We start from the raw sequence: 22346 nt of genomic DNA on the forward strand, positions 1-22346 counted from the left end.
GTCGAGGGCGACGACGCGGGTCTCCCCCTCCCCGTAGACCTTGTTCAGGCCGGTGGCGCGGGCGGCCGCCCGGCCGGTGCGGACGGCGGTTGCGGTCGACGAGGTCACGGGGGTGCTCCTTGCTGGTGGCGGGCTGTGGGTGACGCGCCGGGCGTCTGTACGGCGGGCTGCCAGGGGCGTCCGGCCGTAGCACCATGCTCCGCTGCGTGATCATGGTTTCTCGTCGCTCCGCCGGACGGTTGGCCTGACCGCCGCTGGTTGTACGGCCAGGTGACGTCCTCCTCCTGCGGTATGACGCCGACCCTGAGCCCGGGGCGATGGCCGGAACCGGTGCACTTCGTGGCCGAATCGCGGACTGTTCGTCAGATGGCAAGGAAACATGACAACTTCCCTGGCTGGGAACATGCGAAAGAGTGAGGCGGGCGACTAGGCTCAGGGGTGGCCCGCACCGGGGCGGAGCGTTTCTCCTCCGGCCGGTGACGCGGTCAGTCCACAGGACGCCCGGATGGTGGAACGCAGACACGGGCAGCTTAAAACTGCTTGGCCGCGAGGCCGTGCCGGTTCGAGTCCGGCTCCGGGCACCGCTCGACTCGCGGGGGCGCCGACGGCGTCCCCGCCGGGAGTCGTCCAGTGATCCTCCTCGCGGCGTATCCCGATATTTTTGCCAAGCCATTACCCTGGTGGCTGGGCGGTGCAGTGCCGCCACGGAGGGAATGAGCAATGAGAAGCAGCAACCCGGTCTTCTCGCGGGAGGGGTCCTTCACCCGCGAGCCCGGCTACGCGGGGTTCGGCAACAGCGCGCAGGCCGGGGCACCGTACGGCGGCAACCCGTACGCGGGGACCCCTTACGCCCAGCAGCCGCAGGGCCAGGGCCCGCTGACGGACGAGCAGCTCTACCAGATGTACAACGGGCCGTCCGCCGGCCCGGCCGCCACCGGGCGGATGACGCTCGACGACGTGGTCGCGCGCACCGCGATGACGCTGCTGACCCTGGTCGCCGCCGGCGCCGTCGCCTGGTTCGCGCTGCCCTTCGAGAACTTCGGGGTCGCGATCGGCGCCAGCCTGGTGGCCATGGTGGTCGGCCTGGTGGTCTCCTTCAAGCGCAGCGTCAGCCCGCCGCTGATCCTGCTCTACGCGGGCCTGGAGGGCTTCGCGCTCGGCGCGGTCACCCACGCCTTCAACACCATCTGGCCGGGCATCGCGATCCAGGCCGTGCTGGGCACGGCCGCCGTCTTCGCGGCGATGCTGTTCGCCTACAAGAGCGGCCGGATCCGGGTCACCCCGCGGTACACGCGGATCGGCATCGCGGTCGCGATGGGCTTCGTGCTGCTGCTGCTGGTCAACATGATCGCGATGGCGTTCGGTGCCGACATGGGTCTGCGCTCCGGCCCGCTGGGCATCGTGGTCGGCCTGATCGGCATCGGCCTCGGCGCGTTCTTCCTGTCGCTGGACTTCGCGGCGATCGAGGAGGCCATCGCCCAGGGTGCGCCGCAGAAGGAGGCCTGGCGGGCCGCCTTCGGGCTGACCCTCTCGCTGGTCTGGATCTACGTCGAGATGCTGCGCCTGATCGCGATCCTGCGGGGCGACGACTAAGGGTCCCTCCCGTCGCGAACCACTGCCGCCGGGCCCCCGGAGCTGCTGCTCCGGGGGCCCGGCGGCGTCGTGCCCGGGTCCTGACCCCTAGGCTCCTTGCCATGCATGACGTACAGCCCCTGGACGGACAGCCCCTGATCGACGCCGTGGACGCGCTGGCGGACCGCTTCCGCTCGCTGCCGCAGAGCAGGCTGCTGGGTGCCGTGCCCGGCCACGAGTCCCGGGCGGCGGCCGCGCTGGCGCTGGCCCGGCGGCTGGCCGCGCTGGCGCTTGCGGTCGAGGGCGGGGCGCCGCGGGACTTCCCGGACGCCGGGGCGTTCGCGGTGGGGGACCAGCTGGCCGTCGCCGGGCACGACCTGGCGGCCGCGCTCGCGGCGCTGCCGGCGGAGGCCGGGGTGTCGCTGCCGGAGGGCCCGCGGGCCGCCTCCGCGGTGCTGGCGGAGGCGTTGGCCGCGGTGCGCGGGACGACGGAGCTCTGCGCCTAGGAGCCGCCGGAACCGGCCTCGGGGGCGCGCTGCGCGCCCCCGAAGCCGGACAGGCCGAAGGCCGGCCGGGTCGGTAACCCCTTGACCCGGCCGGCCTTCGTCGCTGCTGCTGTCGTGCTGCTGTCGTCCTGCTGCGGTCAGATGCTGGCGACCACCCGGTCGGCGAGCACGTAGACGGCCTCGTCGTCGGTGGAGAAGGTCAGCGAGTACGAGCCGGAGAAGCGCGAGCCGCCGAGCAGTCGGACGTGCTCACCGGCGCGCACCGCGTCGATCAGCCGGTAGGCGGCCTCCCGGTCGCCCGGGGCCACGCAGAGCGTGGTGCCGTCGGCGAAGGCGTAGACGTCGAGGGTGCCCAGCGGGCCGGGTCGGACGTCGACGAGGGCGACGGCCTCCTCGGCGAGGGACGCCAGGCGGGTGTCGGTCCACTCGCGGGACGGCGCCTGGCTGGGGACGAAGTCGGGGTGCGAGGGGTGGCGGCGCGGGTCGGGCGCGGCGGCCGGGGCGTCCTCGACGACCGGGTCGGTGTCCAGCAGCCCGGCCTCCAGGCCGGTGGCCAGCAGGTCGGCCTCGCGGCGGGCGCGGGCCTCCCCGGTCACCTCGGTGGAGCCGGCGCCGGCCGGGTGGCCGGGGCGCAGCGGCGATCCGCCGTCGACGCCGGGCTCGGCGGGGCCGCCCTCGTTGATGAGGTCCTCCAGCGCGGAGCGCAGCGCCTCGCCGAACTCCGGGTCCATGGTGCCGGCGTTGTCGGCGGCGTCCTGCGGCCCGGTGGGGCGGGGGAAGAAGAGGGGCCATTCGTCGGTGCCGGCGAAGACCCCGGTGAACGGCGAGTCGAACAGTGGCGCGTCCTCGGCCGCGCGGGCCTCCTGCTCGGCCCAGAAGGCCCGGGCCTCGGTGATCTCCCGCTCGCGGTCGGCGGCGAGGGCCTCGGTGACGGCCCGGCGTATCGCGGCCTCGTCGACCGGTGCGGGCGCGGCCTCGGCCGCGGCCTGCGCGTCCAGCCGGCGGGAGAGCCCCCGGAGGTGGAACAGCACGGCGGTCGACACGGTGATCAGGATCAGCAGCAGGATGGTGTAGACGGCGCTCACGGAACGTACTCCTAGGGAGGAGCGGAACGGGGTTACGTCTCCACACTGCCGCATGGGGGGCTGTTACCGCAGTGGCGAATGTCTAATTTGTCCGAGACTTTCGCTCTTGTCCCCAAATTGTTAGGTAACACCGTTCTACGCAGTGGAGTTGATCCGCTCCGCAGTGTCGATTTCCGGACCGGAAACGAACGAAAAGAGGGCCGGATCGACCTCGCGGTGTGATCCGGCCCTCAATTACTCTACGTCACTCCAAATGGGTGGTCCAGACCCTTCACGGGGTCCTGCGGGGGTCAGCTGAGGCGCTCGATGACCATCGCCATGCCCTGGCCGCCGCCGACGCACATGGTCTCCAGACCGAACTGCTTGTCGTGCCACTGCAGGGAGTTGATCAGCGTGGTGGTGATCCGGGCGCCGGTCATGCCGAAGGGGTGGCCGACCGCGATGCCGCCGCCGTTGACGTTCAGCTTGTCCAGGTCGATGCCGAGGTCGCGGTAGGACGGGATCACCTGGGCGGCGAACGCCTCGTTGATCTCCACCAGGTCGATGTCGTCGATGGTCAGGCCGGCCCGCCGCAGCGCCTGCTTGGAGGCCTCGACCGGGCCGTAGCCCATGATCTCGGGGGAGAGCGCGCTGACGCCGGTGGACACCACCCGGGCGAGCGGGGTGATGCCCAGCTCGCGGGCCTTGGTGTCGGACATGACGACCAGCGCGGCCGCGCCGTCGTTCAGCGGGCAGCAGTTACCGGCGGTCACGGTGCCGTCGGGGCGGAACACCGGCTTCAGGCCGGAGACGGCCTCCAGCGTGACGCCGGCGCGCGGGCCGTCGTCCTTGCTCACCACGGTGCCGTCGGGCAGCGTGACCGGGGTGATCTCGCGGTCCCAGAAGCCCGAGGCGATGGCGGCCTCGGCGAGGTTCTGCGAGCGGACGCCGAACTCGTCCTGCTCGGCGCGGGTGATCCCCTTGAGCGCGGCCAGGTTCTCGGCGGTCTGGCCCATCGCGATGTAGGCGTCCGGCAGCAGCCCGTCCTCGCGCGGGTCGTGCCACTCGCCGCCACCCTCCTCGGCGCGCTTGGCGGTGCGGGCCTGGGCCTCGTCGAAGAGCGGGTTCATGGTGCCCGGCAGGCCGTCCGAGGTGCCGTTGACGCTGCGCGAGACGGTCTCCACGCCGGCCGAGACGAAGACGTCGCCCTCGCCCGCCTTGATCGCGTGCAGTGCCATCCGCGTGGTCTGCAGCGAGGAGGAGCAATAGCGGGTGATGGTCGCGCCCGGCAGGTAGTCCATGCCCATCTGGACGGCCACGATGCGGGCCAGGTTGTGGCCCTGCTCGCCGCCGGGCAGGCCGCAGCCCAGCATCAGGTCGTCGATCTGCCGCGGGTCGAGCTGCGGGACCTTGGCCAGCGCGGCCTGGATGACGTGGGCGGTCAGGTCGTCGGGGCGGACGTCCTTGAGCGAGCCCTTGAAAGCCCGGCCGATCGGCGAACGGGTGGCGCTGACGATGACGGCTTCGGGCATGGCGGGCTCCTCGCTGAGTGGCGGCGGACGGACGTCCGGGAGGAAAGTTACCGCCTGGTAGATCAGGCGTCACCCGTAGCGGCGTGTGAGCTGGCCGACGTGTTCCCGGCGCCCGCTGCGCCGCCCCCGGCGGTGTCCGCCAGGGGCTCCCCTGCGGCGCCCGCAGCGGGCTGGCCGACCCGCAGCCGGTGGCGCAGCAGGGCCCAGCGGCGCCCGGCGCCCTCCGCCTCGACGGCCGCCACCTCGGTGCCCGAACGCCCGGCCGCGGCCGCCGCGGCCACCGCCACCGGCAGCACCCGCCCGCCCGGCACGGGCGCCGTCGGGCGCTCCTCCTCCGGCCACAGGTCGAGCGCGGCGCAGACCGAGGGCAGCACGGCCATCGCCGCGGTCGCGTAGCCCTGGGCGGACGGGTGGTAGCGGTCGGCGGCGAACATCTCCGGCCGCGCCGCGAACTCCGGGCCCAGCAGCGAGCCCAGCGAGACCGTCCGCCCGCCCGCCTCCACCACCGAGATGGTCTGCGCGGCCGCCAGCTGGCGGCTCAGCCGGCGGGCCACCCAGCGCAGCGGCGGGCGCACCGGCTTGATCGTCCCGAGGTCCGGACAGGTGCCGACCACCACCTCGCAGCCGTTCGCCCGCAGCGCCGCCACCGCCTCGCCGAGGTGGCGGACGGCCAGCTGCGCCGGGCTGTGCCGGGTCACGTCGTTGGCGCCGATCATGATCACGGCGACGTCGGGGTGGTGCGGCAGCGCCTGTTCCAGTTGGCCGGAGAGGTCGGCGGACCGGCCGCCGGACCGCGCCACGTTGACCAGCCGGACCGGGCGTTCGGCCACCGAGGCCAGGCCCGCGGCCAGCAGCGCGCCCGGGGTCTCGCGGGAGCGCAGCACGCCAAGGCCGGCGCCGGTGGAGTCGCCGAGGACGGCGAGGACGAGCGGGGGCTGCGGCACGGCGGTGCTGTCGGCGAAGGCCTCGCCGTAGACGCCGTCGGCCTTGGGAGGGTCGCCCTCCAGGACGCCGATCGCCTGGACGGCGAGCTTGCTCTCGGTCAGCAGCACGCCCACCAGTCCGACGCCCAGCAGGCCGAGCCCGCCGCCGCCGTACGCCGCCGCGGTGGCGATCCGGCGGGCCACCCGGGCCCGCGAGTCCTGTGCCCCTGGCATCCGCTGCCCCCTTCGCGTCCTCGTGCCGCCCCCTCCGGGGCCGCGGCGGTGCCTGCACACCCCTCCTACCCGCCCGGGGGCCGGGGCTACCTGTCGTGCTCGGCCATTGGTGGGACCGGTCAGGCCGTGCCTCGGGGGCGGGGCCGCCGGGCCGGGCGCGGGGCGGCCGGGGCGGAAGGGCGGGCTGGGGCGGTCGCCACGCCCTAGGCTTTGCAGTACCGAATGCACTCGCATGCCCACTACCGGGAGGACCCCCGTGCGGTACCACAACTCCATCATCGACCTGGTCGGCAACACGCCGCTGGTCAAGCTGAACAAGGTCACCGAGGGCATCAGCGCGACCGTGCTGGCGAAGGTCGAGTACTTCAACCCCGGCGGCTCGGTGAAGGACCGCATCGCGATGCGCATGATCGAGGCCGCCGAGGCCTCGGGCGCCCTGAAGCCCGGCGGCACCATCGTCGAGCCGACCTCCGGCAACACCGGTGTCGGCCTGGCGATCGTGGCCCAGCAGAAGGGTTACAAGTGCATCTTCGTCTGTCCTGACAAGGTGTCCACCGACAAGATCAACACCTTGCGCGCCTACGGCGCCGAGGTCGTCGTGTGCCCCACCGCCGTGGCGCCGGAGCACCCGGACTCGTACTACAACGTCTCCGACCGGCTCGTCCGGGAGACCCCGAACGCCTGGAAGCCGGACCAGTACTCCAACCCGGACAACCCGGCCTCGCACTACCACTCCACCGGCCCGGAGCTGTGGGAGCAGACCGACGGGCGGATCACCCACTTCGTGGCGGGCGTCGGCACCGGCGGCACCATCTCCGGCACCGGCAACTACCTGAAGGAGGTCTCCGGCGGCAAGGTCAAGGTGATCGGCGCCGACCCGGAGGGCTCGGTCTACTCGGGCGGCACCGGCCGGCCGTACCTGGTCGAGGGCGTCGGCGAGGACTTCTGGCCGACCGCCTACGACCGCGGCGTCGCCGACGGGATCGTCGCCGTCTCCGACAAGGACTCCTTCCAGATGACCCGCCGCCTGGCCAAGGAGGAGGGCCTGCTGGTCGGCGGCTCCTGCGGCATGGCCGTGGTGGCCGCGCTGGAGGTCGCCAAGGACCTCGGGCCGGACGACGTCGTGGTGGTGCTGCTGCCGGACGGCGGCCGCGGCTACCTGTCGAAGATCTTCAACGACGACTGGATGGCCGACTACGGCTTCCTTCCCTCGGCCACCGACGAGGCGCACATCGGCGAGGTGCTGGGCCGCAAGGAGGCCATCGAGCAGGGCGGCATCCCGCAGTTCGTCCACATGCACCCGAACGAGACCGTCGCCGAGGCGGTCCGGGTGCTGCGCGAGTACGGCGTCTCGCAGATGCCGGTGGTCTCGCCCGGCGCCGGTCACCCGGACATCATGGCCGGCGAGGTGATCGGCTCGGTGGTGGAGAAGCTGCTGCTGGAGGGCGTCTTCGCCAAGGAGATCGAGCTGACCGACACGCTCGACAAGGTGATGTCCAAGCCGCTGCCCGTCGTCGGTTCGGGCGAGACGGTCACCAACCTGATGACCGTGCTGGAGAAGGACGACGCCGCGGTGGTGCTGGTGGAGGGCAAGCCGCAGGGCATCGTCACCCGCCAGGACCTTCTGGGCTTCCTGACCGGCCGCGCCGCGCACTGACCCGCGGTCAACCCGCGCCGCTCCCGGCCGGTTCGCCCACGGGCGAAGTGGTACACCGGCGTCACCTGCCCGCATCACGTGGTTAACAACGGTCCGGCATCGTTGTGGTCAACGGCGAGACGCCGAGCGAGGCGGCGGTGACCGTCCGGGAGCGGCTCCCCGGCGGACGCGGTCGGCTCGGGGCGCGTCGGACGGTCCTGACCCGGTCCGTCGTGCCCGCCCTCCGTCCGGTCCGCCGGGCGAGGGGCCCCTCCGCGGGAGGCGCCGTCGTCCCGCCCCTGCCCGGCTGCGGCCGGTCGACAGGGTGTGGCGACTCCCGCGGTGCACCAGCGCCGCACGGCGCGTCTCCGCGGCTCCCGGGTGGGGGAGCCCAGGCGGAGAACGGCAGGGCCGGCCCTTCTCCGAGGGGCCGGCCCTTCCCGTACGCTCGCACGCATGACCAGCACTGAAACGACCGGCCAGGACGCCCCGCGCTACGTCCGGCTCAAGATCGAGCTCATCGCGGAGATCACCGACGAGGGCGCGCTCAAGGCGGCCGCCCTGAAGCAGGTGACCGAGGACGAGTACCTCGACGACGACGAGCGCGCGCAGTCCGTCGACGCCATCGAGGTGGACCCGTCGGGCTCCCTCGCCCACTTCATCGACCCGGTGGCGCTGCTCGGCGACGTGCCCGGTGTCGAGCTGGCCTCGGCGACCTGGGAGTCGGCGCAGACCGAGTTCGACCCCGAGAGCGAGGAGTGGGACGAGTACGTGGTGGAGGAGTCCGCCGAGTAGCGGCTCGCTCCCTCACGCCCCGCAAAACGCCCGGTCTGCCCCGCAGGCCGGGCGTTTTGTCCCTGTTCGGAGGGAAGTTGGGTCATCTCATACGATCGCTTACCCTTCGGTGATGGAACCGTGAACGGGCGGATTGCGTTTCTGTATCCATAAATGCCCGGGATGATCAGCAGGGAGACGCGACGTGACGGCACGGGACGGCCAGGGACGCACAGGCGGAGGGAACTGGAGCCGGCGCGGTGTGCTCGCGGGCCTGATCGGGGCCCCCGTCCTGCTGTTGGCGGCCTGCAACGACACCAAGGACACCGGCGCGGCGGGGTCCGGCGGTTCCGGTGGCTCCGGCGACGCCAGCCCGGGCGGCACCCCGGGCGGAGGCAGCGCCAGCAGCGCCCCCAGGACCTCCGCCGCGGTGATCACGGTCACGCCCGCGGACGGTTCCACCACCGCCAGCTTCAGCGAGCCGGTCAAGGTCACCGTCGGCAACGGCACCCTGGGCACCGTCAAGGTCACCGACTCCACCGGCAAGGAGCTGGCCGGCCAGCTCGCCGCGGACGGCAGCTCCTGGACCTCGGCCGCCGCCCCCGCCAGCGGGACCAAGTACACCGTGGTCGCCACCGCCCAGGACAAGGACAAGCTGGAGGCGGACGCCAACGCCACCTTCACCACCGCCACCCCGGCCAACACCTTCGTCGGCTACTTCACGCCCGAGGACGGCTCGGTCGTCGGCGTCGGCATGCCCGTGTCGATCAACTTCAGCAAGCCCGTCACCGACCGCAAGGCCGTCCAGCAGGCGATCACCGTCACCGCCGAGCCCGGCGTCGAGATCGTCGGGCACTGGTTCTCCAGCACCCGCCTCGACTTCCGGCCCGAGGACTACTGGGCCAAGGGCACCAAGGTCACCCTCAAGCTCCGGCTCAAGGACGTCGAGGGCGCCAAGGGCGTCTACGGCACCCAGTCCAAGGACGTCCGCTTCACCGTCGGCCGGGCCCAGACCAGCGTCGCCGACCTCGGCGCCAAGACGCTCACCGTCACCACCGACGGCCAGGTCAGCGCGGTGTACAAGATCTCCGGCGGCGCCCCCGAGCACCGCACCTGGGGCGGCAAGATGGTCATATCCGAGCAGTTCCAGCAGACCCGGATGAACTCCCAGACCGTCAACCTGGGCAGCGAGTACGACATCGCGGACGTGCCGCACGCCCAGCGGCTCACCACCTCGGGCACCTTCATCCACGGCAACTACTGGTCCTCGCCGTCGATCTTCGGCGGCCAGAACACCAGCCACGGCTGCGTGGGCCTGCGGGACGCCCAGGGCGCGCAGGACAGCGGCACGGACGGCTACAAGTTCTACAAGAGCTCGATCGTCGGCGACGTCGTCGAGGTCGTGAACTCCGGCGACAAGACCGTCGCCCCCGACAACGGCCTGAACGGCTGGAACCTCGGCTGGGCCGAGTGGAAGGCCGGCAGCGCGGTCTAGCGGTCGATCGGCCGGTCGATCGGCAGACGTCCGGCCGGGCCGCGCGGCCCGGCCGGTGCCCCGGATCAGCGCTTGGCGTAGTCGGCGAAGCCCTGCCAGTCCACGACCACGCAGGCCTCGTCGCCCAGGATCCAGGCGTCGTGCCCGGGCTCGCAGATCATGAAGTCGCCGGGGCCGAAGTCCTCCTGCTGGCCGTCGTCCATGACGATCCGCATCCGGCCGGAGACCACGTACCCCAGGTGGGCCGCCTGGCAGCTGTCGGTGCCCGCGATCGGCTTCACGTGCTTGGACCACTGCCAGCCCGGCCGGAACACGGCCCGGCCCACCGGCCCGGCATCCAGGTTCACCAGACGGAGCTCCCCGGTGCCCTCCTCGAAGGGGCGGACCTCCTCGGGCGAGTCGAAGCTCTTGCGGACGAGACCGGACATGGCGCACTCCTCTCCACGGGAGCGGCCCGGCCACCCACGAGGTGGCCGGGCCGCCCGTGCTGGCCCTTCCAGTCTCCTCCCGGGCCGGGCGGCGGACACCTCGGGTGGCCGCCGCCCCGGGTGGCGTCAGTCCCGGACGCGGGCCACACCGATCGGGCAGGACGCCCCCGTGCCGCCGAGACCGCAGTAGCCGTTCGGGTTCTTGGCGTCGGACAGGTACTGCTGGTGGTACGGCTCGGCCGGGTAGAACGGACCGGCCGGGGCGATCTCGGTGGTGATCGGGCCGTAGCCGAGCGCGGTCAGGGACGGCTGGAAGGCGTCCCGGGTGGCCGCCGCGGCGGCGGCCTGGGCGGGCGAGTGGGTGTAGACGGCGGAGCGGTACTGGGTGCCGACGTCGTTGCCCTGGCGGTTGCCCTGGGTCGGGTCGTGCGCCTCCCAGAAGGTCTTCAGCAGCCGCTCGTAGGAGATCGCCGCGGGGTCGAACACCACCCGGACCGCCTCGGTGTGCCCGGTCAGCCCGCTGCACACCTCCTCGTACGTCGGGTTCGGGGTGTAGCCGCCCTGGTAACCGACCAGCGTCGTCCAGACGCCGGGCAGCCGCCAGAACGTCCGCTCGGCGCCCCAGAAGCAGCCCAGCCCGAAGTCGGCCACCTCCAGACCGTCCGGGTACGGGCCGGTGAGCGGGTGGCCGAGGACGGTGTGCGGCTCGCGCAGCGCGAAGGCCGGCGACTCCCGGCCGGGCAGCGCCTGGTCGGCGGGGACGAGCGAGGTCTTGTGGCGGTTGAACAGCACGGCCTGCTCCTGCGGGGTAGGGAGGGTTGCCCACCGTTCAACGCGCCGGCCCGCCGTCGGATTCCGCCGGCCCGCTCCGCCGTGCGCCGGCGCGGCGGCGGGCCGGCGGCGGGCGCGGACGGGCCCGGTGGGGCGGCCGCCCGACCGTTCCGGGGGGCGAACGCGCGTACGGCCACTAGGCTCGGACCCATGACCGAGCACCAGCTTCCCCAGGGCTTCGAGACCCTCGCCATCCACGCGGGTCAGGAAGCAGACCCCCAGACCGGGGCCGTCGTCACGCCGATCTACCAGGTGTCCACCTACAAGCAGGACGGGGTGGGCGGCCTGCGGGGCGGCTACGAGTACAGCCGCAGCGCCAACCCGACCCGCACCGCGCTGGAGGAGTGCCTCGCGGCGCTGGAGGGCGGCGCCCGCGGCCTCGCCTTCGCCTCCGGCCTGGCCGCCGAGGACACCCTGCTGCGGACCATCCTCAAGCCGGGCGACCACATCGTCATCCCCAACGACGCCTACGGCGGCACCTTCCGGCTGTTCGCCAAGGTGCTGACCCGCTGGGGCGTCGAGTTCTCCGTCGCCAACACCCAGGACCTGGCCACCGTCCGCGCCGCGCTGCGCCCCAACACCCGCGCGGTCTGGGTGGAGACCCCCTCCAACCCGCTGCTGGGCATCACCGACCTGACGGCGCTCGCCGAGATCGCGCACGGCGCCGGCGCGCTGCTCGTGGTCGACAACACCTTCGCCAGCCCGTACCTGCAGCAGCCGATAGCGCTCGGTGCGGACGCCGTCGTGCACTCCACCACCAAGTACATGGGCGGCCACTCGGACGTGGTCGGCGGTGCGCTGGTGCTGGCCGACGCCGGGCTGGGCGAGGAGGTCGCCTACCACCAGAACGCGATGGGTGCCGTCTCCGGCCCGTTCGACGCCTGGCTGGTGCTGCGCGGCATCAAGACCCTGGGCGTCCGGATGGACCGCCACAGCTCCAACGCGGAGAAGGTCGCCGAGCTGCTGGCGAGCCACCCCAAGGTCAGCCAGGTGCTCTACCCCGGCCTGGCCGAGCACCCCGGCCACGACATCGCCGCCAAGCAGATGAAGGCCTTCGGCGGCATGGTCTCCTTCCGGGTCCAGGGCGGCGAGGAGGCGGCGGTCGAGGTCTGCAACCGCGCGCAGCTGTTCACCCTCGGCGAGTCGCTCGGCGGCGTCGAGTCGCTGATCGAGCACCCGGGCCGGATGACCCACGCCTCGGTCGCCGGTTCGGCGCTGGAGGTGCCGGCCGACCTGGTGCGCGTCTCCGTCGGCATCGAGTCGATCGACGACCTGCTCGCCGACCTCAAGCAGGCGCTGGGCTGAGGCCTGGCTGGTCCGGCCCCCGGGGCGCCGCCCGGGGGCCGGGGCGTGTCCGGCCCGGGGGGCAGGGCGTGCCCGGGCCGGAGGTCAGGGGGTGCCCGGGCCGCCCTCCTGCTGGCCCTGCTGGTCCGCGGTGTACGACTCCATCGCGTGGTTGAAGCGGGCCAGCAGGACGCAGAACGCCTGCTGCTCCTCGGGCGGCCAGTCCGCCACCAGGCGGCGGGCCAACTCGGCCCGCCCGTCGCGGACTTCGGCCAGGCGGCCGGAGCCGACCGGGGTCAGCGCGAGACGCACGGCGCGGCGGTCGGCCGGGTCCTGGACCCGGCCGACCAGCCCGCCCGCGACCAGCGGGGCGACCTGCCGGGTCACCGTGGAGGAGTCCACGCCGAGGGCCTCGGCCAGCGCCTTGACGTTGGCCGGCCCGTGCCGCTCCAGGCGGTCGAGCAGCAGGTAGGCCGCGCGGTCCAGGGCGCCGACGCCGCCGGAGGTCCGGACCTGCTCCATGCGGCGGGCGAACACCGCCAGCTGGTACTGGAGCCGGGCGTGCACGGGGTCGGTGCGGTCGGTGGCCTGGGGCGAGGTCGTCGTCATCGCGGCTCACGATCGTCGTGCGGTGAGAGAGGCTCAGAAGCAGCAGCGTACGCGGGCCGGGCGGGCCCGGGAACAGGCCCGACAGCCCGGATTGCGTGCACCGCGGCCGGATCCGGGCCGAGCGGCGGGCCGGGCCCCGGGCCGGGCCTCGGAGCGCGCCCGTCGGACGCGCCCTAGGCTGGCGGCATGCACAACTGGCCGCTCACCCTCGACGACGTCCGCGGGGCCCAGAAGATGCTCGCCGGGGTCGCCCGGGTGACGCCGATGGAGGGCAGCCGGCACCTGTCCGGGCTGGTCGGCGCACCGGTCCACCTGAAGTGCGAGAACCTGCAGCGCACCGGCTCGTTCAAGCTGCGCGGGGCGTACGTGCGGATCGCGGGGCTCTCGCCGGTGCAGCGGGCCGGCGGGGTGGTGGCGGCGAGCGCGGGGAACCACGCGCAGGGGGTGGCGCTGGCGGCCGCGCTGCTGGGCGTGCGCTCGACCGTGTTCATGCCGGTCGCGGCGCCGCTGCCCAAGGTGTCGGCCACCCGTGAGTACGGTGCCGAGGTGCGGCTGCACGGCGCGACGGTGGACGAGGCGCTGCAGGCCGCGCAGCGGTACGCGGACGCGACCGGCGCGGTGTTCATCCACCCCTTCGACCACTGGGACGTGGTCACCGGGCAGGCGACCGTCGGGCTGGAGATCCTCGAGCAGTGCCCCGAGGTGCGCACCATCCTGGTCGGCGTGGGCGGCGGCGGGTTGCTGGCCGGGATCGCGGCGGCGGTCAAGCCGCTGCGGCCGGACGTCCGGGTGGTCGGGGTGCAGGCGGCCGGCGCGGCCGCGTACCCGCCCTCGCTGGCGGCCGGGCGGCCGGTGTCGCTGGAGCACTTCGCCACGATGGCCGACGGGATCATGGTCGGCCGGCCCGGTGACATCCCGTTCGAGGTGGTCAACACCCTGGCGGACGGCGTCCGGACGGTCTCCGAGGACGCGCTGTCGCGGGCCCTGCTGCTCGGCCTGGAGCGCCTGAAGCTGGTGGTCGAGCCGGCCGGGGCGGCCCCGATCGCGGCGCTGCTGGAGCGGCCGGACTCCTTCGAGGGCCCGGTGGTGGCGGTGTTGTCGGGCGGCAACATCGACCCGCAGCTGATGCAGCGGGTGCTGCGGCACGGCCTGGCGGCGGCCGGACGCTACCTGTCGCTGCGGGTGCGGCTGGCCGACAAGCCGGGCTCGCTGGCCGACCTGCTGGCCGTGCTGACCGGGCTGGACGCCAACGTGCTGGACGTCGCGCACGTGCGGATCGACCCGCGGCTGGGGCTGGCCGAGGTCGAGGTGGACCTGCACCTGGAGACCAAGGGGCCGGAGCACTGCGCGGCCGTGGTGGGCGAGTTGCGGGACGCGGGGTTCGTCGTCTCCGACTGAGGGGCCGGGCGGTCGGGCCGCTGCGGCCCGGCGGCCGGGCGGTGGGCCGTGCCCCGGCGCGCGCCGTCGCCGCCCGTTCCGACCGCGGTCGCCGTTCCGACCGCGATCGCCGTTCCGACTGCGCGGGGTGGATGTCAGTGGTCTCTGTCACGATGGCGGAGCTTTCTCCCTTGACGCGATATATCGCGTACTGCCAGACTCGCGATACATCGCGTTCTGTGCCCGATGGGCGAAAACCGAGTCGCCCGGGGACCCGAAAACGGGGCAGAGTGGGACAGATCGCCCATATTCGTCCGAGGAGATGAGGCAGGCCATGGCGCCAGCCATCCAAGCCGAGAACCTGGTGAAGACCTTCGGCGACGTACGAGCCCTGGACGGCGTCAGCCTCGACGTCCCCGAGGGCACGGTGCTCGGGCTGCTCGGCCCGAACGGCGCCGGGAAGACCACCACCGTCCGCGTCCTCACCACCCTGCTCCGGCCCGACTCCGGCCGCGCGGTGGTCGCCGGGGTCGACGTGCTCAAGCAGCCCAACAAGGTCCGGAGCCTGATCGGCCTCTCCGGCCAGTACGCGGCGGTCGACGAGTACCTGACCGGCTTCGAGAACCTCCAGATGGTCGGCGAGCTGTACCAGATGAGCGCTCGCGACGCGAAGGCCCGCGCCCTGGAACTGCTGGAGTGGTTCAACCTCGCCGAGGCCAAGGACCGCACCGCCAAGACCTACTCCGGCGGCATGCGCCGCCGCCTGGACCTCGCCGCCGCGCTGGTCGTCCGCCCGCCGGTGATGTTCCTCGACGAACCGACCACCGGGCTGGACCCGCGCAACCGGCTCGCGCTCTGGGAGGTCATCGAGACCCTCGTCGAGCAGGGCACCACCCTGCTGCTGACCACCCAGTACCTGGAGGAGGCCGACCGGCTCGCCCACGACATCGCCGTGGTCGACCACGGCCGGGTGATCGCCCGCGGCACCGCCGACCAGCTCAAGGCGCAGATCGGCGGGGAGCGCATCGAGGTCGTCGTGCACGAGGCGGGCCTGGTCGGCGACGCGGTCGCGGCCCTGTCCGGCTACGCGCTCGGCGATCCGGCGGTGGAGAAGAACACCCGGCGGATCACCGTGCCGGTCAGCGGCGGCGCCCGGGTGCTCGCCGACGTCATCCGCGAACTCGACGCGCGCGGCATCGAGATCGACGACATAGGCCTGCGCCGCCCGACCCTGGACGACGTCTTCCTCACCCTCACCGGACACGTCGCGGAGTCGGCGGACGAGGAGGGCGGCGACGTCAAGGGCCGCGGCCGGGGCGGCCGGGGCAAGGGCCGGGCGTCCGCCGACGAGGACGGCGCGGACGGCCCGGGGTCGGACGAGCGGGCCGTCACGGCCGGAAAGGAACGCTGAGGATGAGCACCGCCACCGAGCACGCCATCGGCGCGGCCGTCCCCCGGCAGCGCCGGGGCGTCGCCGCCACCATGCACGACTCCTGGGTGGTCGCCAAGCGCAACCTGCGCCGGATGACCCGCATCCCGGAGATCGTCGTCTTCGGGCTCATGCAGCCCGTCATGTTCGTGCTGCTGTTCTCGTACGTCATGGGCGGCGCGATCCAGATCCCCGGGACGAACGCGAGCTCCGACTCGTACATCCAGTTCCTGATGGCCGGCATCTTCGCCCAGACCGTCACCTTCGCCACCGCCGGCGCCTCCGCCGGCATCGCGGAGGACATGACCAAGGGTCTGGTGGACCGCTTCCGCTCGCTGCCGATGGCCCGCTCCGCGGTGCTGGTCGGCCGCACCATGGCGGACCTGGTGCAGACCGCGTTCACGCTCGTCGTGCTGGCGCTGGTCGCGCTGCTGGTCGGCTGGCGGATCCACAATGGGGTGCTCAGCGCGCTCGGCGCCTTCGGCCTGCTGCTCCTGCTCGGCTACGCGTTCTCGTGGATCGGCGCGCTGATCGGCCTGTCGGTGCGCAGCCCCGAGGCGGCCACCTCGGCCGGCCTGATCTGGCTGTTCCCGCTGACCTTCGTCTCCAACGCCTTCGTGCCGATCAGCTCCATGCCGGGCTGGCTGCAGGGCATCGCCTACTGGAACCCGTTCAGCGCCACCGTGCAGGCCTGCCGCGACCTGTTCGGCAACCAGGTCGGCCCGGTGGACTCCGCCTGGCCGATGCAGCACGCGAGCCTGGTCTCGGTGCTGTGGTCGCTGGTCATCACCGCGGTGTTCTCCTGGCTGTCGGTGCGCAAGTACCGCTCGGCCGTCGGCTGAACCCGTCCGCGCCGGGCGCGCCGGACGCGTCCGACACGCCGGAGGGCGGCCGCGGGGTCCCGGACCCCGCGGCCGCCCTCGTCGTGCGGCGGCCGGATCAGCCGGCGTGCGGCACGACCTTGACGATCTTCACCATGGCCGGCTTGCCGTTCGGCAGGTCGTAGGTGGCCTCGTCGCCGATCTTCTTGCCGTCGATCGCGCGGCCCAGCGGCGACTGCGGCGAGTAGACGTCCAGCGTGTCGGAGCCGGCCACCTCACGGGAGGCGAGCAGGAACTCCATGAGGTCGTCCTCGTCGCCGTCGAAGGCGACCGTGACGACCATGCCCGGGGCCACCACGCCCGAGTCGGCCGGGGCCTCGCCGACCTTCGCGCGCTCCAGCAGCTGGGTCAGCTGGCGGATGCGCAGCTCGTACTTGCCCTGCTCCTCCTTGGCCGCGTGGTAGCCGGCGTTCTCCTTGAGGTCGCCCTCCTCGCGCGCCGCCTCGATCTTCTGGGCGATCTCGATGCGCCAGGGCCCGGTCAGGTGATCCAGCTCGGCCTTGAGCTGGTCGTAGCCGGCCTGAGTGAGCCAGGTCACGTTCTCACTGGTCTGGGTCACGGGTGCTCCTCGTAGGTGCTGGGGCTGTGCTGAGGGTGTGAGTCGTCAGCAGGGTTGGTGGTGATAACGGTCGTAACTACAAAGCAACGCCCGCTCCCGTACCATCCGGTGCGGAAGGGGCGAAACCACGAGCCTAACAAGTCCTGCCGACAAGCGGGAGGGTCGTTGGCGCGCCATTGACGTCGGCGTTGCGCCACGGTGTACAGAACGGGGTGCGGGACTTCCTACGGATGCCCGCTCGCCCCGTCGAATATGCGCCGACGGTCCTACTTGGCCGGCGTGCAGCCCAGCAGCTCGGCCGTACTGCCGCGGGCGGTGGTGCGCAGCGTGACCACGGCGTCGTAGCTGGAACCGTCGGCCGGGACGGGGAAGTCCGCGACCCCGACCACCGCGCCGTCCCTGCCCTGCGAGCGGACGGTGCAGCTGCCGGCCGTCCCGTCGCTCTTGCGCACCGCCAGGTGCAGCTGCACCTCGGAGTCGGAGACCGCCTGGAAGGTCGGCACCGAGCCGTTGATCGCGGTCTCGCGCATCAGGTAGGAACCGCCCAGCCAGGCCACCAGGCCCAGGCCCAGCACGCCGCACACCGCGCCGACCGCCTTCAGCCGGCGGTCCGAGTCACGGTCGCCGCTCCGGCCGTAGCGCCCCTCGGGCAGCTGCGGGGTGGTGGTGCTCGCGTTCATCCGACCCGGTCCTCTCCTGGGGGAGGGGCCGCGCGGGTGGTGCGGGGGAATGCGACGCTCCTCCAGTCCGTCACTATAGGAGGGGCACGCCCGCGGCCGGTCCGGCGGGGGCGGGGCTCGGTCGCGCCGGGGTCGCTTCGCGGGCCGGTCCGGCGGCCGCGCGGCCCCGAGGTGAGCGGCCCGCACGGCGGGCGCTCGTACGGTGGGCGGGTCCGGACTTTCGCGGAACGCCCGACGATGTGGAAGGAACGCAAGGCGTTGACTGAGCAGTTGCGACTGATGGCGGTGCACGCCCACCCGGACGACGAGTCCAGCAAGGGCGCGGCCACCATGGCCAGGTACGTCGAACAGGGTGTGGACGTGCTCGTGGTCACCTGCACGGGGGGCGAGCGCGGGTCGGTCCTCAACCCCAAGCTGCAGGGGGACCCGTACATCGAGGAGAACATCCACGAGGTGCGGCGCAAGGAGATGGACGAGGCCAGGGCGATCCTGGGCGTCCGGCAGGACTGGCTGGGCTTCGTCGACTCCGGCCTGCCCGAGGGCGACCCGCTGCCCCCGCTGCCCGAGGGCTGCTTCGGCCTGCAGGACGTCGACGAGGCGGCCGAGCCGCTCGTCCGGCTGATCCGGGAGTTCAAGCCGCAGGTCATCACGACCTACGACGAGAACGGCGGTTACCCGCACCCCGACCACATCATGACCCACAAGATCACCATGCGGGCCTTCGACGCCGCCGGCGACCCGGACGCCTACCCGGAGGCCGGCGAGCCCTGGCAGCCGCTGAAGCTCTACTACAACCACGGCTTCCCGATGGGCCGCATCCGCGCGCTGCACCAGTACCTCACCGAGCACGGCCACGACTCGCCCTATGGCGAGTGGATCGCGGGCTGGGAGAAGAGCGGCCGCAAGGAGCGCGAGATCACCACCCGGGTGCGCTGCGACGACTGGTTCGAGACCCGCGACCGCGCCCTGATCGCCCACGCCACCCAGATCGACCCGGACGGGCCCTGGTTCCGCGTCCCGCTGGAGGTCCAGCGCGAGGTCTGGCCCACCGAGGACTACGAGCTCGCCCGTACCCTGATCGATGTGGACCTGCCGGAGGACGACCTGTTCGCCGGCCTGCGCACCCCCACGCTGGCGGCCGACGTCGCCGACGCGCGCGACTGAACCACCCCCCGATGGCCCGGCTCCCCGTGAGCCGGGCCACCATAGAGATATGAGCGCCCCCGTGAACCTCGTCCACCTCGCCGCCGACCTCGCCGTCGACGACGCCAAGGTCACCCCCGGTCTCCTCGGCTTCGTCGTCTTCGCCGCGCTCGGCGTGGCCACCTGGTTCCTGGCCAAGTCGATGAACCGGCAGTTCAAGAAGGTCGACTTCGTGGAGGAGCCGGAGGCCCCCAAGGAGTAGCGGGCCCCGCCCGCCCGGCGGGCGTGGACACCGCACCCGCCGGCCCGCGCCGGCCCCGCCCCCGTACCGGCCCGACCTGCCGCCTGCCCGGGGCCGGATGCGCGAGGATGGGGGCCATGCCGAACCGTCTCGCGGACGCGACCTCGCCGTACCTGCTGCAGCACGCCGACAACCCGGTCGACTGGTGGCCGTGGGGGGTGGAGGCCTTCGAGGAGGCGCGGCGCCGCGGCGTACCGGTACTGCTGTCGGTCGGGTACGCGGCCTGCCACTGGTGCCACGTGATGGCGCACGAGAGCTTCGAGGACGCCGGGCTCGCCGAGTACCTGAACGAGCGGTTCGTCGCCGTCAAGGTGGACCGGGAGGAGCGGCCCGACGTCGACGCCGTCTACATGGAGGCGGTGCAGGCCGCGACCGGGCAGGGCGGCTGGCCGATGACGGTCTTCCTCACCCCCGACAAGGAGCCGTTCTACTTCGGCACCTACTTCCCGCCGCAGCCCCGGCACGGCATGCCGTCCTTCCGTCAGGTGCTCGAAGGCGTCGACGCGGCCTGGCGCGACCGGCGCCAGGAGGTCGCCGAGGTCGCCGGCCGGATCCGGGCCGACCTCGCCGAGCGGGCCGCCGTCTACTCCGCCGGGGCCCACCACCCGCCCGCCGACGCGGACCTGCACCAGGCCCTGGTCGCACTCACCCGGGAGTTCGACGAGCGGCGCGGCGGCTTCGGCGGCGCGCCCAAGTTCCCGCCGGCCATGGTGATCGAGTTCCTGCTGCGCCACCACGCCCGCACCGGCTCCGAGGCGGCGCTGGAGATGGCCGTCCGCACCGGTGAGGCGATGGCCGGCGGCGGGATCCACGACCAGCTCGGCGGCGGCTTCGCCCGGTACTCGGTCGACGCCGGCTGGGTGGTGCCGCACTTCGAGAAGATGCTGTACGACAACGCCCTGCTGCTGCGCGCCTACCTGCACCTGTGGCGGGCCACCGGATCCGACCGGGCCCGCCGGGTCGCGCTCGCCACCGCAGACTTCCTGCTGCGCGAACTGCGCACCCCCGAAGGGGCGTTCGCCTCCGCCCTGGACGCCGACAGCCTCGACGAGGAGACCGGGAAGTCCGTCGAGGGCGCGTACTACGTCTGGGAGCCCGGCCAGTTGGTCGACCTGCTCGGACCCGCCGACGCGGCCACCGCCGCCCGGCTCTTCGCCGTCACCGCCGAGGGCACCTTCGAACACGGCACATCCGTCCTCCAACTCCTGTCCGAGCCCGAGGACTTCGCCGAGTACGAGGCCCTGCGGGCCCGCCTGTTCGAAGCCCGGGCCCAACGGCCCGCACCCGCCCGCGACGACAAGGTCGTCGCGGCCTGGAACGGCCTGGCGATCGCCGCCCTCGCCGAGACCGGCGCACTGCTCGACCGCCCCGACCTCGTCGAGGCCGCCGAACGCGCCGCCGACCTGCTGCTCGCCGTCCACCTCACCCCCGACGGCCGGCTGCTGCGCACCTCCCGGGACGGCCGGGCCGGCACCAACGCCGGCGTCCTCGAGGACTACGCCGACACCGCCGAGGGCTTCCTCGCGCTGTACGCCGTCACCGGCGAGGCCGAGTGGCTCGAACTGGCCGGCGCGCTCCTCGACACCGTCCTCAAGCACTTCACCGACGAGGCGTCCGGCGCGCTCTACGACACCGCCGACGACGCCGAGGAGCTCATCCGGCGCCCCCAGGACCCGACCGACAACGCCACCCCCTCCGGCTGGACGGCCGCCGCCGGCGCCCTGCTCGGCTACGCCGCCTACACCGGCTCCGACCGGCACCGGACCGCCGCCGAACGGGCCCTCGGCATCGTCGGAGCGCTCGCCGCGCGGGCGCCCCGCTTCATCGGCTGGGGCCTCGCCGTCGCCGAGGCGCTGCTCGACGGGCCGCGCGAGATCGCCGTGGTCGGCGCGGCCGGCGACCCGGCGACGGACGCGCTGCGCCGCGCCGCGCTCCTCGCCACCGCGCCGGGGGCCGTGGTCGCGGTGGGCGCGCCGGGCGACGGGGCGGAGGTCCCGCTGCTCGCGGACCGGCCGCTGGTCGGCGGGGCGCCGGCGGCGTACGTCTGCCGGCACTTCGCCTGCGAGGCGCCCACCACCGATCCGGCGGAGCTCGCGTCGCGGCTCGGCGTGGTCGTGGAGCCGTAGCGGCGGGTGCGCACCGGGTGCGGGCGGCGGACGGCGGGTGCGGGCCAAATCGTTTGAGGGCCAGGGCCCGGTGGGGCGAGAATGCGTCATGGCCTGGACCTTGAGCAGTTCCCTCGACGACTTCCGCGACCAGGCGGGCGGCTTCCTCGCCGCCTACCCGGCCCAGAACACCGTCCTGCTCACGGTCGTGCACCGGCTCGTCGAGCGCGGCCCGGACGTGTTCGGGCCGCAGCCGCCGGTCTTCGGCTGGTGGCGGCCCCGGACCGGCGGACCGGTCGAGGGCGCCTTCCTCCAGACGCCGCCGTTCGAGCCCCGGCTCGCCCTGATGCCGACGGCCGCGGCGGCGTCGCTCGCCGCCGAACTCGCCTCCGCAGGAGCGGCGGTCACCCAGTTCGGGGGCGTCAGCGGTTCGACGACTGCGGTCCGCGCCTTCGCCGCGGCGTGGACCGCCGCCACCGGCGCCGGGCACACCGTCCGCGGCGAGGAACGGCTGTACCGGCTCGTCGAGCCGAGCGGACCGCCCCGACCGCCCGCGGGCCGCTCCCGGCTCGCCGAACCGGCCGACCGCGAGCTGGCGATCCGCTGGTACGACGAGTTCCTGGCCGAGGCCGGCGTGTTGCTGCCCGACGTCCCCCAGGCGGTCGACGACCGGATCGCCGCCGGCGGACTGCACCTGTGGGAGGACGACGGCAGCCCGGTCGCCCTGGCCGGCAGCAGCCCGGTGATCGCCGGGATGTCCCGGATCGGGCCCGTCTACACCCCCGTCGACCGGCGCGGACGCGGCTACGCCAGCGCCGTCACCGCCGCCGCCTCCGCCCACGCCCTCGCCCTGGGCGCCGCCGAGGTGCTGCTGTACACCGACCTGGCCAATCCGACCAGCAACTCCATTTACCAGCAGATCGGTTACCGGGCGGTGGAGGACTGCCTGAGCGTGGACTTCGCGGGTCAGAACACCTAGCTGG

General features: G+C 73.2%; 21 protein-coding genes, 1 tRNA gene and 1 pseudogene. 14 read left to right on the top strand and 9 right to left on the bottom strand.

Annotation, left to right across the window (positions count from 1 at the left end; genetic code table 11):
- Window positions 1-108 (bottom strand): annotated as a pseudogene (locus ACIA8Q_RS12855) (ABC transporter ATP-binding protein); the annotation flags it as partial.
- A gap of 391 nt (window positions 109-499) precedes the next feature.
- Between ACIA8Q_RS12855 and ACIA8Q_RS12860 the strand changes: the two are divergent.
- From ACIA8Q_RS12860 to ACIA8Q_RS12870, 3 genes are all read left to right on the top strand, one after another.
- Window positions 500-581 (top strand) — tRNA-Leu (locus tag ACIA8Q_RS12860).
- A 139-nt stretch (window positions 582-720) separates the two neighbouring features.
- Entirely contained in the window at window positions 721-1593 is an 873-nt protein-coding gene (locus ACIA8Q_RS12865; protein WP_360210964.1) for a Bax inhibitor-1/YccA family protein, read from the top strand.
- 101 nt (window positions 1594-1694) lie between these two features.
- Window positions 1695-2078, top strand: a complete 384-nt coding sequence (locus ACIA8Q_RS12870) for a hypothetical protein (RefSeq protein WP_360210962.1) — start codon at window positions 1695-1697, stop codon at window positions 2076-2078.
- A 137-nt stretch (window positions 2079-2215) separates the two neighbouring features.
- On the opposite strand, the gene ACIA8Q_RS12875 is transcribed toward ACIA8Q_RS12870, so the two are convergent.
- The 3 genes from ACIA8Q_RS12875 to ACIA8Q_RS12885 all read right to left on the bottom strand — a co-directional run bounded on the left by ACIA8Q_RS12875 (window position 2216) and on the right by ACIA8Q_RS12885 (window position 5831).
- A complete protein-coding gene (locus ACIA8Q_RS12875; protein ID WP_360210960.1) occupies window positions 2216-3163 on the bottom strand; it encodes a hypothetical protein in 948 nt (315 codons plus the stop codon).
- Between the two features lie 290 nt (window positions 3164-3453).
- Window positions 3454-4674 (bottom strand): acetyl-CoA C-acetyltransferase, encoded by a 1221-nt coding sequence (locus ACIA8Q_RS12880; protein WP_360210958.1) that lies wholly within the window; start codon window positions 4672-4674, stop codon window positions 3454-3456.
- A gap of 62 nt (window positions 4675-4736) precedes the next feature.
- Window positions 4737-5831, bottom strand: a complete 1095-nt coding sequence (locus ACIA8Q_RS12885; RefSeq protein WP_360210956.1) for an SGNH/GDSL hydrolase family protein — start codon at window positions 5829-5831, stop codon at window positions 4737-4739.
- Window positions 5832-6063: 232 nt separating this feature from the next.
- On the opposite strand from ACIA8Q_RS12885, the gene ACIA8Q_RS12890 reads away from it, so the two are divergent.
- From ACIA8Q_RS12890 to ACIA8Q_RS12900, 3 genes are all read left to right on the top strand, one after another.
- Complete coding sequence (locus ACIA8Q_RS12890) at window positions 6064-7488, top strand: cystathionine beta-synthase (protein ID WP_396317176.1); 1425 nt, start codon at window positions 6064-6066, stop codon at window positions 7486-7488.
- A gap of 435 nt (window positions 7489-7923) precedes the next feature.
- Window positions 7924-8262, top strand: coding sequence for a hypothetical protein (locus ACIA8Q_RS12895; RefSeq protein ID WP_360210952.1), 339 nt, complete (start codon window positions 7924-7926; stop codon window positions 8260-8262).
- Between the two features lie 184 nt (window positions 8263-8446).
- Window positions 8447-9736 (top strand): Ig-like domain-containing protein, encoded by a 1290-nt coding sequence (locus tag ACIA8Q_RS12900; protein ID WP_360210950.1) that lies wholly within the window; start codon window positions 8447-8449, stop codon window positions 9734-9736.
- A 65-nt stretch (window positions 9737-9801) separates the two neighbouring features.
- Here ACIA8Q_RS12900 and ACIA8Q_RS12905 read toward each other — a convergent pair whose 3' ends face one another.
- Complete coding sequence (locus ACIA8Q_RS12905; protein WP_360210948.1) at window positions 9802-10164, bottom strand: cupin domain-containing protein; 363 nt, start codon at window positions 10162-10164, stop codon at window positions 9802-9804.
- 126 nt (window positions 10165-10290) lie between these two features.
- The gene (msrA, locus tag ACIA8Q_RS12910) at window positions 10291-10956 is read right to left on the bottom strand and encodes a peptide-methionine (S)-S-oxide reductase MsrA (RefSeq protein ID WP_360210946.1); all 666 of its coding nucleotides are present in this window, start codon (window positions 10954-10956) and stop codon (window positions 10291-10293) included.
- Window positions 10957-11145: 189 nt separating this feature from the next.
- On the opposite strand from msrA, the gene ACIA8Q_RS12915 reads away from it, so the two are divergent.
- On the top strand, window positions 11146-12300 hold the full coding sequence (locus ACIA8Q_RS12915) for a cystathionine gamma-synthase (protein ID WP_360210944.1): 1155 nt from the start codon (window positions 11146-11148) through the stop codon (window positions 12298-12300).
- Between the two features lie 84 nt (window positions 12301-12384).
- Here ACIA8Q_RS12915 and ACIA8Q_RS12920 read toward each other — a convergent pair whose 3' ends face one another.
- Window positions 12385-12888, bottom strand: coding sequence for a MarR family transcriptional regulator (locus tag ACIA8Q_RS12920; RefSeq protein ID WP_360210942.1), 504 nt, complete (start codon window positions 12886-12888; stop codon window positions 12385-12387).
- 186 nt (window positions 12889-13074) lie between these two features.
- On the opposite strand from ACIA8Q_RS12920, the gene ilvA reads away from it, so the two are divergent.
- The 3 genes from ilvA to ACIA8Q_RS12935 all read left to right on the top strand — a co-directional run bounded on the left by ilvA (window position 13075) and on the right by ACIA8Q_RS12935 (window position 16536).
- The gene (gene ilvA / locus ACIA8Q_RS12925) at window positions 13075-14286 is read left to right on the top strand and encodes a threonine ammonia-lyase (RefSeq protein WP_360210940.1); all 1212 of its coding nucleotides are present in this window, start codon (window positions 13075-13077) and stop codon (window positions 14284-14286) included.
- A gap of 313 nt (window positions 14287-14599) precedes the next feature.
- The gene (locus ACIA8Q_RS12930) at window positions 14600-15676 is read left to right on the top strand and encodes an ATP-binding cassette domain-containing protein (protein WP_360210938.1); all 1077 of its coding nucleotides are present in this window, start codon (window positions 14600-14602) and stop codon (window positions 15674-15676) included.
- 2 nt (window positions 15677-15678) lie between these two features.
- On the top strand, window positions 15679-16536 hold the full coding sequence (locus ACIA8Q_RS12935) for an ABC transporter permease (RefSeq protein ID WP_360210936.1): 858 nt from the start codon (window positions 15679-15681) through the stop codon (window positions 16534-16536).
- Window positions 16537-16633: 97 nt separating this feature from the next.
- Here ACIA8Q_RS12935 and greA read toward each other — a convergent pair whose 3' ends face one another.
- Window positions 16634-17134, bottom strand: coding sequence for a transcription elongation factor GreA (gene greA / locus ACIA8Q_RS12940; RefSeq protein ID WP_360210934.1), 501 nt, complete (start codon window positions 17132-17134; stop codon window positions 16634-16636).
- 266 nt (window positions 17135-17400) lie between these two features.
- Window positions 17401-17814 carry a DUF4307 domain-containing protein gene (locus ACIA8Q_RS12945; protein WP_360210932.1) on the bottom strand — a complete coding sequence of 138 codons (414 nt, stop codon included), beginning with the start codon at window positions 17812-17814 and terminating at the stop codon, window positions 17401-17403.
- Window positions 17815-18072: 258 nt separating this feature from the next.
- Here ACIA8Q_RS12945 and mca point away from each other — a divergent pair, with 258 nt between their 5' ends.
- The 4 genes from mca (at window position 18073) to ACIA8Q_RS12965 (ending at window position 22342) form a co-directional block, all read left to right on the top strand.
- Window positions 18073-18978, top strand: a complete 906-nt coding sequence (gene mca, locus ACIA8Q_RS12950; RefSeq protein ID WP_360210930.1) for a mycothiol conjugate amidase Mca — start codon at window positions 18073-18075, stop codon at window positions 18976-18978.
- Window positions 18979-19027: 49 nt separating this feature from the next.
- Window positions 19028-19219: a hypothetical protein gene (locus ACIA8Q_RS12955; protein ID WP_360210928.1), complete on the top strand. Its 192-nt coding sequence runs from the start codon at window positions 19028-19030 to the stop codon at window positions 19217-19219.
- 116 nt (window positions 19220-19335) lie between these two features.
- On the top strand, window positions 19336-21384 hold the full coding sequence (locus ACIA8Q_RS12960; protein WP_387904508.1) for a thioredoxin domain-containing protein: 2049 nt from the start codon (window positions 19336-19338) through the stop codon (window positions 21382-21384).
- A gap of 88 nt (window positions 21385-21472) precedes the next feature.
- Complete coding sequence (locus ACIA8Q_RS12965) at window positions 21473-22342, top strand: GNAT family N-acetyltransferase (RefSeq protein WP_396317177.1); 870 nt, start codon at window positions 21473-21475, stop codon at window positions 22340-22342.
- Window positions 22343-22346: the final 4 nt, after the last annotated feature.

The sequence above is a fragment of the Kitasatospora sp. NPDC051705 genome (assembly GCF_044453265.1).
GTDB lineage: Bacteria > Actinomycetota > Actinomycetes > Streptomycetales > Streptomycetaceae > Kitasatospora.